At 73.1% G+C, this 14,545-nt stretch carries 12 protein-coding genes; 5 read left to right on the forward strand and 7 right to left on the reverse strand.

All coding sequences use genetic code 11. The annotated features are described in order from the left end of the window. Positions 1 to 25: 25 nt before the first annotated feature. From ACFU9E_RS11460 to ACFU9E_RS11470, 3 genes are read right to left on the reverse strand one after another with little or no spacing between them, the layout of a single operon-like run. Positions 26 to 898, reverse strand: a complete 873-nt coding sequence (locus tag ACFU9E_RS11460; RefSeq protein WP_380682594.1) for an ABC transporter permease — start codon at positions 896 to 898, stop codon at positions 26 to 28. After that, positions 858 to 1,739, reverse strand: a complete 882-nt coding sequence (locus tag ACFU9E_RS11465) for an ATP-binding cassette domain-containing protein (RefSeq protein ID WP_380682595.1) — start codon at positions 1,737 to 1,739, stop codon at positions 858 to 860. The genes ACFU9E_RS11460 and ACFU9E_RS11465 overlap by 41 nt, the downstream gene beginning before the upstream one ends. Further along, positions 1,736 to 2,248 carry a MarR family winged helix-turn-helix transcriptional regulator gene (locus ACFU9E_RS11470; protein ID WP_380682596.1) on the reverse strand — a complete coding sequence of 171 codons (513 nt, stop codon included), beginning with the start codon at positions 2,246 to 2,248 and terminating at the stop codon, positions 1,736 to 1,738. The genes ACFU9E_RS11465 and ACFU9E_RS11470 overlap by 4 nt, the downstream gene beginning before the upstream one ends. Positions 2,249 to 2,408: 160 nt before the next feature. Between ACFU9E_RS11470 and ACFU9E_RS11475 the strand changes: the two genes are divergently transcribed. Continuing rightward, complete coding sequence (locus ACFU9E_RS11475; RefSeq protein WP_380682597.1) at positions 2,409 to 3,614, forward strand: MFS transporter; 1,206 nt, start codon at positions 2,409 to 2,411, stop codon at positions 3,612 to 3,614. On the opposite strand, the gene ACFU9E_RS11480 is transcribed toward ACFU9E_RS11475, so the two are convergent. Next, positions 3,598 to 3,915, reverse strand: a complete 318-nt coding sequence (locus ACFU9E_RS11480) for a hypothetical protein (protein WP_380682598.1) — start codon at positions 3,913 to 3,915, stop codon at positions 3,598 to 3,600. The genes ACFU9E_RS11475 and ACFU9E_RS11480 overlap by 17 nt on opposite strands. 217 nt (positions 3,916 to 4,132) lie before the next feature. On the opposite strand from ACFU9E_RS11480, the gene ACFU9E_RS11485 reads away from it, so the two are divergent. Both ACFU9E_RS11485 and ACFU9E_RS11490 read left to right on the forward strand, forming a co-directional pair. Next, positions 4,133 to 4,828 carry a hypothetical protein gene (locus ACFU9E_RS11485; RefSeq protein WP_380682599.1) on the forward strand — a complete coding sequence of 232 codons (696 nt, stop codon included), beginning with the start codon at positions 4,133 to 4,135 and terminating at the stop codon, positions 4,826 to 4,828. Beyond that, positions 4,825 to 6,081, forward strand: a complete 1,257-nt coding sequence (locus ACFU9E_RS11490; protein ID WP_380682601.1) for a nucleotidyl transferase AbiEii/AbiGii toxin family protein — start codon at positions 4,825 to 4,827, stop codon at positions 6,079 to 6,081. The genes ACFU9E_RS11485 and ACFU9E_RS11490 overlap by 4 nt, the downstream gene beginning before the upstream one ends. A gap of 119 nt (positions 6,082 to 6,200) precedes the next feature. On the opposite strand, the gene ACFU9E_RS11495 is transcribed toward ACFU9E_RS11490, so the two are convergent. The 3 genes from ACFU9E_RS11495 to ACFU9E_RS11505 all read right to left on the reverse strand — a co-directional run bounded on the left by ACFU9E_RS11495 (position 6,201) and on the right by ACFU9E_RS11505 (position 12,090). Beyond that, positions 6,201 to 6,473: a DUF6457 domain-containing protein gene (locus ACFU9E_RS11495; protein WP_380682602.1), complete on the reverse strand. Its 273-nt coding sequence runs from the start codon at positions 6,471 to 6,473 to the stop codon at positions 6,201 to 6,203. Between the two features lie 297 nt (positions 6,474 to 6,770). Next, positions 6,771 to 7,376: a hypothetical protein gene (locus tag ACFU9E_RS11500; RefSeq protein WP_380714922.1), complete on the reverse strand. Its 606-nt coding sequence runs from the start codon at positions 7,374 to 7,376 to the stop codon at positions 6,771 to 6,773. Positions 7,377 to 7,527: 151 nt separating this feature from the next. After that, a complete protein-coding gene (locus ACFU9E_RS11505) occupies positions 7,528 to 12,090 on the reverse strand; it encodes a hypothetical protein (protein WP_380714924.1) in 4,563 nt (1,520 codons plus the stop codon). Between the two features lie 418 nt (positions 12,091 to 12,508). On the opposite strand from ACFU9E_RS11505, the gene ACFU9E_RS11510 reads away from it, so the two are divergent. Then, the gene (locus ACFU9E_RS11510; protein WP_380682579.1) at positions 12,509 to 12,631 is read left to right on the forward strand and encodes a lasso RiPP family leader peptide-containing protein; all 123 of its coding nucleotides are present in this window, start codon (positions 12,509 to 12,511) and stop codon (positions 12,629 to 12,631) included. 36 nt (positions 12,632 to 12,667) lie between these two features. Continuing rightward, the gene (locus ACFU9E_RS11515) at positions 12,668 to 14,542 is read left to right on the forward strand and encodes an asparagine synthase-related protein (RefSeq protein ID WP_380682578.1); all 1,875 of its coding nucleotides are present in this window, start codon (positions 12,668 to 12,670) and stop codon (positions 14,540 to 14,542) included. Positions 14,543 to 14,545 lie beyond the last annotated feature (3 nt).

Below are 14,545 nucleotides of genomic sequence, written 5' to 3' on the forward strand. Positions count from 1 at the left end.
CCGACCCGCGGCGGCCACCCGGTGATCACCGCGCGAGGCGGCCGAGCAGGGCGGAGGAGGCCGCGATGCCGAGGACCGTCGCCAGTACGAGCACGCCGAAGTCCAGCAGCAGGTGCGAGGGCGTGCCGATCAGCAGCCCGCGCAACGCGTCCACCTGGTAGCTGAGCGGGTTGGCCCGGCTGACCGCCTGCAGCCAGCCGGGCATCAGGTCCACCGGGTAGAGGGCGTTGGAGGCGAAGAACAACGGCATGGTGATCGCCTGACCGATGCCCATCAGCCGGTCGCGGGTCAGCACGATGCCGGCGATGGTCATCGACAGGCAGGAGAAGAAGGCCGAGCCGAGCACCACCACCGCCACCACGCCCAGCAGCCGCAGCGGGTTCCAGGTCAACGCGACTCCCAGCAGCGCCGCGAGCACCACCACCACGGCGGCCTGCAGCACCGCCTTCACCCCGGCGGCGAACGCCTTGCCGGTCACCAGCGCGGCCCGCGGGGTCGGGGTGACCAGCAGTTTGGTGAGGACGCCGGAGTCGCGCTCCCAGATGATCATGATGCCGTAGAAGATCGCGACGAACATCGCGGACTGGGCGATGATCCCGGGGGCCAGGTAGTCCAGGTACGGGATGCCCCCGGTCGGGATCGCCTTCAGCCGGGTGAAGGTCTGGCCGAAGATCAGCAGCCAGAGCGCGGGCTGGACCGCCCGGGTGTACACCTCGGTGCGGTCGTGGCGCAGCTTCTGCAGCTCCACCGCGCACATCGCCGCGACCCGGGCCGGCACCTGCCGCCAGCCGGTGCGGGCGGGCGGGGGCACCAGCAGCAGGCCGAGGTCGGGCGGGGCGGGCGCCGCCCCGGGCCCGTCAGCCGACGCGGTTGGCCGTGCGGCGGGTTCGGCGGACATCGTTGAAGTCTCCTTCCCCGCCCTCCCCCGGGCCGCCGCGGGAGAGCCCGTGGCCCGAGAAGTGGCGGAACACGTCGTCCAGCGAGGGGTCGGGCAGTCGCGGGTCCTGCTCGCGGACCCGGGCCTTCAGTTCCCCGGGCGTGCCGAGCGCGCGGATCCGGCCGCGGTCCATCAGGGCGACCCGGTCGCAGTGGCGGTCGGCCTCGTCCATGTAGTGGGTGGTCACCAGCACCGTCATGCCGGTGGCCCGGCGGACGGCGTCGATCCGCTCCCAGACGCCGGCCCGGGCGATCGGGTCCAGGCCGATGGTGGGTTCGTCGAGCACGAGCAGCCGCGGCGCGCTGACCAGCGCCTGGGCCAGCTCCAGCCGGCGCACCATGCCGCCGGAGTAGGTGCCGGCCAGCCGGTCGGCGGCCTCCGTGAGGTCGACGGCGGCCAGCGCCTGGGCCACCCGGGCGGCCCGCTCGGCGCGCGGCACGTCGAAGACCCGGGCGAACAGGGAGACGTTCTCCCGCCCGGTCAGCCCGGCCTCGGCGGACAGCTGCTGCGGCACGTAGCCGAGCAGCCGACGGACCTCCACCCGCCGCCGGGCCGCGTCGTGGCCGAAGACCCGGACCATGCCGGAGGCGGTGGGCAGCAGGGTGGTGATAGCCCGGATCGTGGTGGTCTTGCCCGCCCCGTTGGGGCCGAGCAGGCCGAACACCTCGCCGGCCCGCACCGTCAGGTCGACGCCGTCGACGGCCCTGGTGCCCCCGCCCTTCCGCCGGCCGCGGTGGAAGGTGTACTCCAGGCCGCGGCAGACCACCGCCGCCACCGGCGCCTCGTCCGGTCCGTAGGTCATCGCCCGGCTCTCCCTCCGGCCGTCGGCACCCATCCCGGCTCGGCCGCCCGCCCGCGCAGGCCCGCCGCGACGCCGCGCAGCGCGGGCAGCGCCGCCGCCAGCGCCGCCCGGTCGTCCGCCGACAGCCCCGCCAGCACCTCGCCGACCAGCGCCTCGCGCCGGGCCCGCCAGGCCGCCAGTCGTTCGACGGCCTCGTCGGTGGCGTACAGCAGCGCCGCCCGGCGGTCGCCCGGGTCCACCTCGCGGCGCAGCAGGCCCAGCGCGACCAGCTGGTTGACCAGGGTGGACACCGAATTGCCGGCCAGGCACAGCTCCTCCGCGGCGTCCGAGACCCGCAGTCCGGGGAAGTCCGCGACCAGGCGCAGCAGTTCGACCTGCGCGCCGCGCAGCCTCGGTTCGCTCAGACCCTCGCGCAACCGGCGTCGCACCAGGCGCTGGATGCCGGCGAGGAGGGTGGAGAACTCCTCGCCCAGCGCGGTGTCGGACGTGTCCGGGGCGGCCGCACTCATGGTCCGATTTTACCTCTCAGTGAGAGCCACCCGTCCAGGGCAGGCCGGAGCGAACCGGCCTCCGGAACGGTTGACGTCCGATTCTCGCCAGCCCAACCCCCCGTCCGCTTGGTGGACTTCGGGCACCGATCACCCGCCGCGCCCGGACAGGAACGCCGCCATGCCCCGCACCGCCGCCGTCACCTCGCGACCCCTGCCGGAGCCCCGGTCCCGGACCGGCGGGTGGCCCGCCGTCCTCGCCGTCACCGCGGGTGTCTTCGCCATCGTCACCACCGAGATCCTGCCCGTCGGCCTGCTCACCCCGATGGGCGCCACCTTCCGGATCTCCGACGGCACCGCCGGGCTGACGATGACCCTGCCCGGGCTGGTCGCCGCGGTGGCCGCGCCGGTGGTCACCGTGGCGACCCGCCGCGCCGACCGCCGCACCGTGCTCCGCGCCCTCCTGCTGCTGCTGGCCCTCGCCGACCTGCTGAACGCCTTCGCCCCGGTCTACGCGGCCGTGCTGGTGGCCCGGGTCGCGCTCGGCCTGGTCATCGGCGCCTTCTGGTCGATCGGCTCGGGACTCGCCCCGCGTCTGGTCGCACCGCACCGGCAGGCCCGCGCCAACACGGTGATCTTCACCGCCGTCCCGCTCGGCTCCGTCCTCGGCGTCCCGGCCGGCGTCCTGCTCGGCTCGCTCGCCGGCTGGCGCGCGGCCTTCGCCGCGATGGGCGTGCTCACCCTGCTGGTCCTGGCCGCCCTGTCGCTCTGCCTGCCCCCGCTGGCCCCGCCGGCCACCACCACCGGCCTCGGTGTCCTGCGCGGACTGCTCACCGGCCGGGGCACCCGCACCGGCCTGCTGGTGACGTTCCTGATCGTCCTCGCCCACTTCGGCGGCTACACCTACGTCACGCCGTTCCTGGCCGAGGTCACCCACGCCGGACCGGCCGTGATCAGCGGTCTGCTGCTCGCCTACGGCGCCGCCGGCCTGCTCGGCAACCTGCTCGCCGGCCACCGCGCCGCCCGCGCCCTGCGACCCGCGTTCACCACGGCCGCCGCCCTGCTCGCCGCCGCCACCCTGCTGCTGCCCGTCCTCGGCACCACCGGCCCCGGCGCCACCGTCCTGCTGCTGCTCTGGGGAGTCGCCTACGGCGCCGTCCCGGTCTGCTCCCTCAACTGGTTCCTCGCCGCCGCCCCGCACGCCCCCGAGGCCGCCGGTGTGCTCTTCACCTCCTCCTTCCAGGCCACCATCGGCATCGCCGCCCTGCTCGGCGGCGCCGTCGTCGACCGCACCACCCCCTCCACCGTCCTGCTCCTGGCCGGCGCCACCGCCCTGCTCGCGGCCGTCACCGCGCTGCTGACCGCCCCCGCTACGACATCGCGATGAGCACGCCGGTGGGCAGCAGGGTCAGCCCGGCGCTCACCGGCCAGTACGCCCGGCCGCCGCCGGAGCGCCGTCGCAGGCCCTGGTTGGCCAGCCACCAGAGCGCCGCGGACGCCAGCACGACCGGTCCGCCGAGGACCAGCCACGGCAGCGGGCCGTCGTTCTCCGTCGGCTCCCCCACCGTCCACCCCAGGGCCTCCAGCGGCCAGTTGACGGCGAAGTACCACAGCAGCCAGACCGGCACCACGGCCGGCACCCCCAACAGCAGGTTGACGACCGCGGCGACCGGCGAGTACGTACGCATCCGGCCAGTATCCCCGGTCGGCAGGCGCTCCCGGCCGGCCGGCACCGGGGGTGACTTCCTCCGCCGGGGGGTGAGACCGACGGCGGCCGCGGGCTCCCCCGGCTCACGGCCGACGAGGAGGCGCGGGCCTCCGCCGGCCACCCGCAGCCGGCCTGACGCACCGTCGGAGCACCGGCCCCCCGGCAGCGTTGTCACAGGCCCCTGCAAGGATGCCGTCATGCTCGTCACCCGCACCGACCGCCACCCCGACGACGCCCCGGCCCTCCCCGGCCTGCGGGGTGACTTCGAGGTGCACCTCACCGTGCGACCGGGCGCCGCCGAGGCGCTGGCCGCCTGGGCCGCCGGCCACGGCCTGAAGTTCACCCACATCCTGCTCGACCGCGGCGAGTCGCCCTCCCAGCCGATGCTCACCCTGCGCGCCACCGGCGAGCTGGACGAGGTCGCCGCGACGGCCGCCCGAACAGCGCGGCGGCTGGCCGCGGCCGGGTTCGCCGTGCTGCGCACCAAGATCGAGGCCACTCCGTGGGCCCTGGGCGTCCCGGCCGAGGACGGCGACGCCGCCGCGCACGGCCCGGCCCGCTACTTCGAGCACCACGTCAAACTGCTGCTGCCCGGGCCCGCCCCGGCGCCCGGCCTCGCCGAACTCGCCGTCCGGCACGGCGCCCACCTCTCGCACAATCCCCGCCGGGTGCGCGAGGACGGCCGCCGCGAGTGGTTCGTCACCCAGCGGTGCCGCCGGGTCGGCCTGGCCACCGCGGGCCACCGCCTGGAGGCACTGCTCACGGACCTCGCCGCCGACGGCCACCTGATCGCCTCCGTGGAACGCGAGTTCGTCGCCGTGGACAGCGACGAGGCGCTGGACGCGGGGTGGCTGACCGACCACGACCGCACCGCAGAAGGAGATCCCCGATGACCAAGGAGCAACCCCTCGCCTGGGAGGGCCTGGAGTACGGGCCGTGGCAGGGCCTGCTGCTGCCCGGACAGCCCCCGCCGGAGGACGTCCGGAAGGAGCGGGACCTGCCACGGTCCATCCGGCCGATCGACGACGAGGCGGTGCGCCAGCAGCCGGTCTTCGACCCCGCGCTCGCCGGCTACGCCCGGGCCCTGCGGCCCAGCGAACCCGTCTTCGACGACCCCCGGCTCGCCGAGCGCTGGCTCACCGCCCGCCGCGAGGCGCTGAGCACCGTCCTGTCCGCCGTCGCCGCCTCGCCGTGGGCGGAGCACCTCGTCCTGCGCGGCAGCTTCCTGCTGCGCGCCTGGTACGGCGAACAGGCCAGGGAGCCGGGCGATCTGGACTTCGTGGTGCAGCCGAGGGACTGGCTGCTGGAGGACGAGCGGACCGGCCGGATGCTCGCCGAGCTCGCCGCCGGCGCCGAGGCGCGCTCCGGCACGGTGCGGCTGCACGCCGACCGGGCCGTCGATGACGACATCTGGACGTACGGCCGGGTCCCCGGGCGCCGGCTGGTGCTGCCGTGGACGGCCCCCGACCTGCCCGGCGGCACCGTCCAGCTGGACTTCGTGTTCACCGAGCACCTGCCCGCCGCGCCGCGGCCCTGCGACCTGCCCGGCGTCGACGGCCCGCTGCTCGCCGCGACGCCGGAGCTCTCGCTCGCCTGGAAGATCCTCTGGCTGATCTTCGACTCCCATCCGCAGGGCAAGGACCTCTACGACGCCGTTCTGCTCTCGCGCACCGCCGAAATGTCCTACGACCTGCTGCGCGAGGTCTTCACCCGGTCCGATGCGGGCTACGCCCGGTGGCCGCTGCTCCCCGGGAGGATCGCCGAACTCGAAGCCGACTGGTCGGAGTTCGCCAAGGACTACCCCGACTTCACCGGACCGGTCGAGCAGTACCCGGCCGAACTGCTGGCCGGACTCGCCACCACCTTCGCGGGCCCTGGCGAGTACGCGCTGCGCGCGCGCTGGCTCGCACCCGTCATCGAGGGGCAACGGGAGGTCCTGGCCCGCGAGGGCATGCCCGCGGTCCAGCGCTGGCTGACCAATCACTACATGTACCCCGCCGACGCCCTGGTGCTCGTCACCGAGCTGCTGGACGGCGACCTCGCCGCCGCCCGCCGCTTCCTGGGGGACCACGCCCACCTCGACCAGTACGCGCGCGGCCTGGCGGAGGCCGCCGAGCGCTTCGCCGCCGAACTGGCCGCCGGATAGCGGGCCGGGCCTCGGACCACGGCCGGACCGGTGAACGGAAGGGGCGTCACGGGCGCGCCCGGGCACGCCGCACGGGTGCGGCGTGCCCTGCCCGGCGGGGGCGGTAAGGATCAGCAGGGTCACACGGGCTGCAGGTCTTCGTGCCGTTCGATCGCCGTCCAGCGGTCGGCCAGCTCGGCGGCGTGGCGGTTGGCCTCCAGGACCGCCGCCTCGTCGCCGCCGGCACGGGCGGCCGCGTAGCCGACCAGGAACGCGGTCAGCGGGGCCGCGGGCCGGGCGACGCCGTGGGCGACGACCCTGGTCATGGCGAGCAGTTCGGTGATGTCGAGGTCGAGGTCGATGCCGAGGTCGGCCTTCACGGCGGCGAGCCACTCGGCGGTCCGGTCATGCATGGTGTCCTCCACGGGTTCCGGGCGGTGCGGGTCGGATGGTGCGGGACGCGCTGTGCATCGGACGGTGGGAGTCGGGTGAGTGGATGAGGCCAGGCCTGGCGCCGGGTGGGAACCCGGTGTTACAGGGGGCACCGGAGTCGCCCGCCCTCGTCCCGCTCTCCATGGGCCAAACACTAGAAGTCGGCAACCGCCCCGGACGGGGGCCGAAGGTCCCGCTTCCGCCCACCGACGGACCCGGATGCGCCCGGCGGATCCGGGCCCTGCGGTCCAGCGCTCAGGGACGGTCGACGGGGAGCGCTAGATGAAGGGACCGTCCAGGACCTCGAACGAGCAACGCTGCGAAACGACGTACTGCTTGGAGTAGCTGTTCGCCGTGTCGTGGATCGCCCGCGCCGACCACTCGTCCGGCCCCGGGTCCAGGTCGAGCACGAAGAAGCCGCCGGCGAAGCCGATCTTCAAACCGTCGGAGAGAACCTGCAGGGGGTACCGATGGGTCTCGGTGAGCCGATAGGCATCGATGCCGTGCATGGCGATCCTCACCAGCCTCCATTCGACCTGCTGGGCGCGCCCTCCTTCGCCTCCCGGACTCGTCTCCTCCATGGCCTGGACCTCCACCTCGACGGTCCGGCCGGCATTGCCGTCCCTCGGGAGGACGATGGAGATGCGGGAGACGACGCCGTCCTCGAATCCCAGGAACCTTTCATGGAAGTCGGGAAGGGATTCCTCGGAGAGCTCGACTCCAGCCATTTCCTCGCCAGCTTCCATGGTCGCGGGTTCCGGCCCGGCGGCAATCCGGATTCCGGCTTCGAGCCATTGGGAACCAGGGCGCCGCAGCGGCCCCACCGGGCGGATCACCGGTGGGGCCGCTGCATCTGGAGCGGGAGCCCGGCCGTGCTCGGTCACCCGTTCCGCGCCCCGTCAGGACGGGAGCGCGGAGGGGGCCGTGCGACATCGCCGAAGAGGCCCCGGGAAGGCACCGCCCGACGCCGCCGGAGCGACGGCGACGGACCGGTTGCCGGACCCGGGTCGGCTATCGACCCGGATCGCCCGCCTGTCACGCGGCCTCGGCGAGGAAGCCGAAGTAGCGGAAGTGGTCCAGGTGGTCGATGTAGTCGAGGTACTCAGGACGCTCGGACTCGTAGCCGTGGTGCGGCGGAGGCGGGCACTCCTCGACGGTGATGCAGAGCTCGACGGGCGGGCTCTGGACGGGCCGGCAGTCCGGGTCGAAGGCATTGGCCGTCGCCCGGTTGGTGACGTGCCCCTCCTTGGCGTCCTGCTCGGTGACCACGTAGCTGCCGGTGCAGGTCGTGCTCTGACCGGGAGCGAGGGTCGTCGCGGCGCAGCTGATGTCCGAGACCCGGTCGTCGCTGATGGTCAGGTCGGTCAGCGTGGTCGTGCCGGTGTTGGTGACCGTGTAGGTGTACGTGATCGTGTCACCGGGGTGCACCGGGCCGGGTGTATCGGCCTCCTTGGTCAGCGACAGGCTCGACGTCACGCCCTTCACCGTCACCGTGGTCTGCGCCGGCGGGCTCTGGACGGGCCGGTCCTGCGGGTCCAGCCCGTTGGCCGTGGCGTGGTTGGTCACGCTGCCGGCTGTGGCGTCGGCGGCCGTCACGACGTAGCTGCCGGAGCAGGTCGTGCTCTGACCGGCCGCGAGGGTCGTCGCCGAGCAGGTCACCGGCGACACCCGGTCATCGGTCACGGTGAGGTCGTGCACCGCAGCCGTACCCGTATTCGTCACCGTGTACGTGTACGTGACCGTGTCACCCACATTCACCGGACCGGCGGTGTCGGCCTTCTTCGTCAGCGAGAGGCTCGCGACGGACACAACCGGCACCGTCTCCTGCGCCGGCGGACTCGCCACCGGCTCACCCTGCGGGTTGAGACCGTTCGCCGTCGCCACATTGGTGACGTGTCCCGCCGCCGCATCAGCGCTCGTCACGACGTAGCTGCCGGAGCAGGTCGTGCCCTGACCGGCCGCGAGGGTCGTCGCCGAGCAGGTCACCGGCGAGACACGGTCGTCGGTGACCGTCAGGTCGTGCACCGCAGCCGTACCCGTATTCGTCACCGTGTACGTGTACGTGACCGTGTCACCCACGTTCACCGGACCGGCAGTGCCCGCCTTCTTCGTCAGCGACAGACTCGCCGCAGACGCGACCGGAACGTTCTCCTGCGCCGGCGGACTCGCCACCGGCTCACCCTGCGGATTGAAGCCGTTCGCCGTCGCCACGTTCAGCACGTGACCGGCCACCGCATCGGCGCTCGTCACGACGTAGCTGCCGGAGCAGGTCGTGCTCTGACCGGCCGCGAGGGTCGTCGCCGAGCAGGTCACCGGGGACACGAGGTCATCGGTGACGGTCAAGCTATGCACCGCAGCCGTACCCGTGTTGGTCACGGTATAGGTGTAGGTGATCGTGTCGCCCACATTGACGGGACCGGCGGTGTCGGCCTTCTTGGTCAGCGACAGGCTCGCGACGGACGCAACCGTGACCGTCTCCTCCGCCGGCGGGCTCTGGACGAGCTCGCCCTGCGGGTCGAGACCCTTCACCGTGGCGTGGTTGGTCACGCTGCCAGCCACGGCGTCCGCCGCCGTCACCGTGTAGGTACCGGTGCAGGTCGTGCTCTGACCGGCGGCAAGGGTCGTCGCCGAGCAGGTGATCGATGAGACGCGGTCATCGGTGAGGACCAGGTCGTGCACCGTCGCCGTGCCCGTGTTGGTCACCGTGTACGTGTACGTGACCGTGTCACCCACGTTCACCGGACCGGGCGTGTTCGCCTGCTTCGCCAACGACAGGCTCGCCGTGGACGCGACCGGGACGTTCTCCTGCGCCGGCGGACTCGCCACCGGCTCACCCTGCGGATTGAAGCCGTTCGCCGTCGCCACGTTCAGGACATGGCCGGCCACCGCATCAGCAGTGGTCACCACATACGTACCGGTACACGTCGTGCTCTGTCCTGCGGCCAGCGCGGTCGCCCCACAACTCACCGGCGACACCCGGTCATCCGTCACCGTCAGGTTGTGCACCGCAGCCGTACCCGTATTCGTCACCGTGTACGTGTACGTGATCGTGTCACCCACGTTGACGGGGCCGGCGGTGTCGGCCTTCTTCGTCAGCGAGAGGCTCGCGACGGACACAACCGGCACCGTCTCCTGCGCCGGCGGACTCGCCACCGGCTCACCCTGCGGATTGAAGCCGTTCGCCGTCGCCACGTTCAGCACGTGACCGGCCACCGCATCGGCGCTCGTCACGACGTAGGTACCGGTGCAGGTCGTGCTCTGACCGGCGGCCAGGGTCGTCGCCGAGCAGGTCACCGGCGACACCCGGTCATCGGTCACGGTCAGGTCGTGCACCGCAGCCGTACCCGTATTCGTCACCGTGTACGTGTACGTGACCGTGTCACCCACGTTCACCGGACCGGGCGTGTTCGCCTCCTTCGCCAACGACAGGCTCGCCACAGCCGTGACCGGCACCGTCACCTCCGCCGGCGGACTCTCGACGGGCAGCCCCAGCGGGTTGAGACCGCTCGCCAGCGCCACATTGGTGATGTGCCCCAGCACCGCGTCCGCGGCCGTCACCACATAGCCACCGGTGCACGTCATGACCTGCCCGGGAATGAGGGTCGTCGTGGGGCAGTCCACCGGCGTGACGTGGTCGTCGGTGACCTTCACGCCGTTCAGCGTCGTCACGCCCGTGTTGGTGACCGTGTACGTGTAGGTGATGGTGTCACCCACGCTCACCGGACCGGGGGTGCTCGCCTGCTTCGTCAGACCCAGACTCGACGTGGACACCACCGGGACGGTGGCCTGGGTCGGTGGGGAGACAACCGGGGATCCGTTGGCCGTGCCGTTGGCGACGGCGTGGTTGGTGACCTCGCCGGCGTCGGCGTCCGGCTGGGTGATGACGTAGCTGCCGTGGCAGGTGGTGCTGTCGCCGGGGCTGCCGGCCGGGGCGAGCGTGGTGGCGGCGCAGGTGATGCCGGTGACCTTGTCGTCCGTGATGCCGACGGCGTCGACCTGGACGCCGCCCGTGTTGGTGACCACATACGTGTACGGCACGGTCTCGCCGACCGCGAACGGTCCCGGGGCGTCGACGTGCTTGGTCAGCTCGATGCCCGGCGGGGCCACGACCGGGACGTTCTCCATGGACGGCGGGGACTCGACCGGGGTGCCGTCGGCCGTCCCGGTGGCCACGGCCGTATTGGCGATGTGGCCGGACTGGGCGTCGGCGGCGGTCACCAGGTAGGTGGCCGTGCAGGTGACGGTCGCGCCGGGGGCGAGCGTGGACACCGGGCAGCTGACCGGTCCGACCTTGGGGTCGTTGACACCCAGGTTGTCGATCGGCACGGTCCCGGCGTTGGTGACCACGAAGTCGTACGGCACCGGCGTGCCGACCGTGATCAGACCGGGCAGTGGCTCGCGGACCTGCTTCACCAGGTTCAGTTCGGGCAGCGGCTGGTCCGTGCCGACCACCACATTGCGGATCAGGTGCACATCGGTGAACGCGCCGGTCGAGCCGGCGAAGCCGAACTTGTAGGTGGACGGAACCGGCGTCGGGGCGGGGGTGGACAGCACCTGGTGCGGCCCGGTGCCGTCGTTGAAGTCGACGCCGACCGTCAGCACCGGCGAGGGCGCCGGCGTCAGGTGCACGTTCACCCGGCGGCGCGAGGGCTCCAGCAGGGTCTCGGCCTGCGCCGGGGTCACCGCGGGCGGCAGCACCGTCAGCGGGCCCTGCAGGGTGCCCGGCAGGGTCGAGGGCCACGGGCCGGAGGTGGTGAAGTTGCTGGTCGTCGCGGTCAGGAAGCAGTAGCCGGTGGTGCCGTCGCCGGGGCCGCGGACGGTGACCATGTTGGCGCCCGGCGCGGGGATGCGGAAGCCGGTGCCGGCCGGCGAGCGGGTCGCGCAGCCGTTGCCGCGGTGCTCCCAGTCGCCGAAGTAGTTGCCGAGGACGTCGAGACCGACACCCAGGTAGCCGCGGTCGACGCCGGGCAGGAAGGTCAGGTTCGGGTTGTCGTCGGGAAGCTTCTGCGCGTAGCCGAGGCTGCCGCCGAAGGCCCCGGGGTGGGTGAGCGCGGTGTCGCCGTTGACCAGGAAGAAGGAGATGCCGTCGGCCGGGGTGGCGGGGGTGGTGCTGCCGTACTGCCACTGGTCGAAGGAGACGTCCAGACCGTTGCCGGCCGGCAGCGCCTGGTCGAACAGGACGGCGCCCGCCTCGTCGAAACCGGAGTCGGTGATCTGGAGGTATCCGTGCGGCGCGCCGTTCACCGGCGGTACCGGCCCGACCTCGACCGCCGGGCAGCCCGCGAGCGGGTGGCTGCCGGGGGTGAACGCGCCGGCGGGCGCACCGGTGAGGCACGCGGTGCCCACGGCGGTGAAGCGGGAGTCCGCCGTGGCCCCGGTGAAGGTCTCCTGCAGCAGTGGGGTACCGGTCGCCAGGACGCGCTCACCGGCGGCGGCGTGCCCGCCGCTGCTGGCGGGCGGCGCCTTCTGCGGAGCCGGTACGGCCCGGGCCGGTAGTCCGGTGATGCCGGCACTGAGGAATCCCAGCATGGTCGCTGCCGTCACGAGGCGGGCCGTGCGTTCCAGAAGGCGCGACGGCCCGCGAAGATCTCTTGTCATGAAAACACTATGTGCACACATCATTACTTTCTGTCATGCTGGCGGACCGTCACCTGACCCATCGGAGGGCCTTCGCCGTCCGGGGCGACGCACCGCCACCCGGACGCCGCGTCAGTCCGACGCCGGGCCAACCGGTCCACGCGCCCGCCGGAGCCCGCGCCGAGAGGACTCCCCCGCAACCGGCAGACCATCGGTCCGGATGTGGACGACCCCCGAAGGCCCGGCGAACGTTTCCCCCGGATTCCGGTCGGAGTTCGCGCAGACACTCCCGGCACATGGCCGCTGCTTTACCATCGCCCGGCCTTCCGGAATTCGTGCGTCCGAAAACCGGGAAATGGATGAGACTTGTACGCACTCTTGCCCCCGCTACCGAACCGTGATTAGCTCCAGTCAACTTTGCCGGAGGAGGTGAATATCAATGAAGGAGATCGAGGAGATGGAGTACGAGGCTCCTGCGCTGCTGCCGGTCGGTGAATTCAACGAGGTGACCACCTGGTACGGCTGGGCGAGCAACGACGGTGAGGGCGTGGCGATCATCTGATCCCACCCCGTGAAACAGGCCGGTGAAGGAGGGGTTGTGGGCACGTCCTGGTTCGTCGCTTTCCCCGAGAAGGCCCAAGGTCCGTCGCCCAGGATCCCGGTGCCGGCCGAGGGCGTGCGGGTGGTGCACCACCCGTCGGGGCGTCCGTGGATCGTCACGGACGCCTCGCACGCCCGGCTCGTGGTCGCCGGCCCGCCCGGCCGGCGGCTCGCGCTGTTCGGCGAGTTCGACACCGACGCCGGGCACCTGGCACGGCTGCTCGACCGGCACGACGACGTGCCCGGACTGCTGGCCGCGGCACACCGCCTCCCGGGCAGCTTCCACCTGATCTGCGCCGACGGCGACGCGCTCTGGGTCCAGGGCACCGCCTCCGGGCTGCGGCAGGTCTGCTACGCCCGCCATCCCGAGGGCGGCTACGCGGCGGCCGACGCGGTGGAGCCCCTGATCGACTGGAGCGGGGGCGCCCCGCGGCCGGAGATGGCCGCCTGGGGGCTGGTCCACCCCGGCTTCGACTACGGACTGACCGACGGCACCCACTGGACGGGGGTGCGCCGACTGCCCGCCGACCACCGGCTGCGGCTGACCGCCGAGCACGCCGACCCCCGGCCCTGGTGGCGGCCCCCGGCCGGGGACCTGCCGCTCGCCGAGGGCGCGCCGCTGCTGCGCGCCGCCCTGGAGGAGGCCGTGGCGGTGCGGGTGCGCACCGCGGCCGGCCTCTCCGCGGACCTCTCCGGCGGCATGGACTCCACCTCGCTCTGCTACCTGCTGGCCGGCCAGGGCGCGGCGTTCCGCTCGTTCGTCGAGCAGACGGTCGACCCCAACCACGACGACGCCCGCTGGGCCGCCCTCGCGGCGCGCGAGATCGGCCGCGAGCTGACCGTCCTCGGCCCCGAGGACGTACCGGGCCCGTACGACGGCATCTGGTCCACCGCCACCGGCCTGGCCACCGAGGTGCCCTACGGCCTGGGCGAGCCGTACACCCTGATCCGCAACCGCACCCGCAAGGCCGCCATGTCCCGGCTGTTCGCCGCCACCGGCGCGACCGTGCACCTCGGCGGCTTCGGCGGCGACGAGCTGTTCACCGTCGCCCCCTCCTACTACGCCGACCTCTACCGGAGCGCGCCGGTCGCGGCACTGCGCGGGATCCGTCCGCTCGCCCGGCTGCGCCGGTGGACGCTGCCGCAGGTGGTGCGGTCGCTCGCCGACCGGCGGACGTACGCCGCGTGGTTCACCGAGGAACTGCGCACCCTGCACCTGCCGCGCCCGGACGCCGACGGGCCGACCGTCGGCTGGGGTCCGGCCCTGCACCTGCCGCCCTGGGCCACCGCGCACGCCGCCGAGGCGATCCGGGAGGTGGCCCGCGAGCGCTCCGCCGCGGCCCGCCCGCAGGCCCCGGACCGGGCCACCCACACCGCGGTGGCCGGGCAGCGGATCGGCGGTCAGCGGCTCGGGCCGCTGCGCGAGCTGATGGCACGCTGCGGGGTCCTGCTGTCGCTGCCCTACATGGACGACCACGTGCTGGAGGCCGCGCTGGCCGTCCCGCGCGGCGAGTCACTGCCGGGCCGGGGCTACAAACCGCTACTGAAGGCCGCGATGGGGGCGACCGGGAGCGGGGCGCTGTCCCGCTCGACCAAGGGCGAGTTCAGCATGTCGGTCTACCGCGGCCTGCAACGCAACCGGCGGGAGCTGCTCGCGATGGTCGAGGAGCCGCTGCTCGCCGCGTACGGGCTGGTGGACCCGGAGGCGCTGCGGGCGAGCATCCGGGACACCATGCGCCCCCAGCACGAGACGGCGGCGCTGGAGCTGACGCTCGGCGCCGAGGCCTGGCTGCGCACGGTGGCCGGGCGGACGGCGGACGCACCGAGGGGACCGGGAGGAATTCTGGTGGACAGCTATCCGGTGGCACCGTGACTC

Source organism: Kitasatospora sp. NPDC057595, from assembly GCF_042800875.1.
GTDB lineage: Bacteria > Actinomycetota > Actinomycetes > Streptomycetales > Streptomycetaceae > Kitasatospora.

Coding starts and splice junctions, on each gene's coding strand:
- ACFU9E_RS11460 (WP_380682594.1), bottom strand. CDS start 898: ATGTCCGCCGAACCCGCCGCACGGCCAACCGCGTCGGCTGACGGGCCC.
- ACFU9E_RS11510 (WP_380682579.1), top strand. CDS start 12,509: ATGAAGGAGATCGAGGAGATGGAGTACGAGGCTCCTGCGCTGCTGCCG.
- ACFU9E_RS11475 (WP_380682597.1), top strand. CDS start 2,409: ATGCCCCGCACCGCCGCCGTCACCTCGCGACCCCTGCCGGAGCCCCGG.
- ACFU9E_RS11470 (WP_380682596.1), bottom strand. CDS start 2,248: ATGAGTGCGGCCGCCCCGGACACGTCCGACACCGCGCTGGGCGAGGAG.
- ACFU9E_RS11495 (WP_380682602.1), bottom strand. CDS start 6,473: ATGCATGACCGGACCGCCGAGTGGCTCGCCGCCGTGAAGGCCGACCTC.
- ACFU9E_RS11480 (WP_380682598.1), bottom strand. CDS start 3,915: ATGCGTACGTACTCGCCGGTCGCCGCGGTCGTCAACCTGCTGTTGGGG.
- ACFU9E_RS11490 (WP_380682601.1), top strand. CDS start 4,825: ATGACCAAGGAGCAACCCCTCGCCTGGGAGGGCCTGGAGTACGGGCCG.
- ACFU9E_RS11505 (WP_380714924.1), bottom strand. CDS start 12,090: ATGACAAGAGATCTTCGCGGGCCGTCGCGCCTTCTGGAACGCACGGCC.
- ACFU9E_RS11485 (WP_380682599.1), top strand. CDS start 4,133: ATGCTCGTCACCCGCACCGACCGCCACCCCGACGACGCCCCGGCCCTC.
- ACFU9E_RS11465 (WP_380682595.1), bottom strand. CDS start 1,739: ATGACCTACGGACCGGACGAGGCGCCGGTGGCGGCGGTGGTCTGCCGC.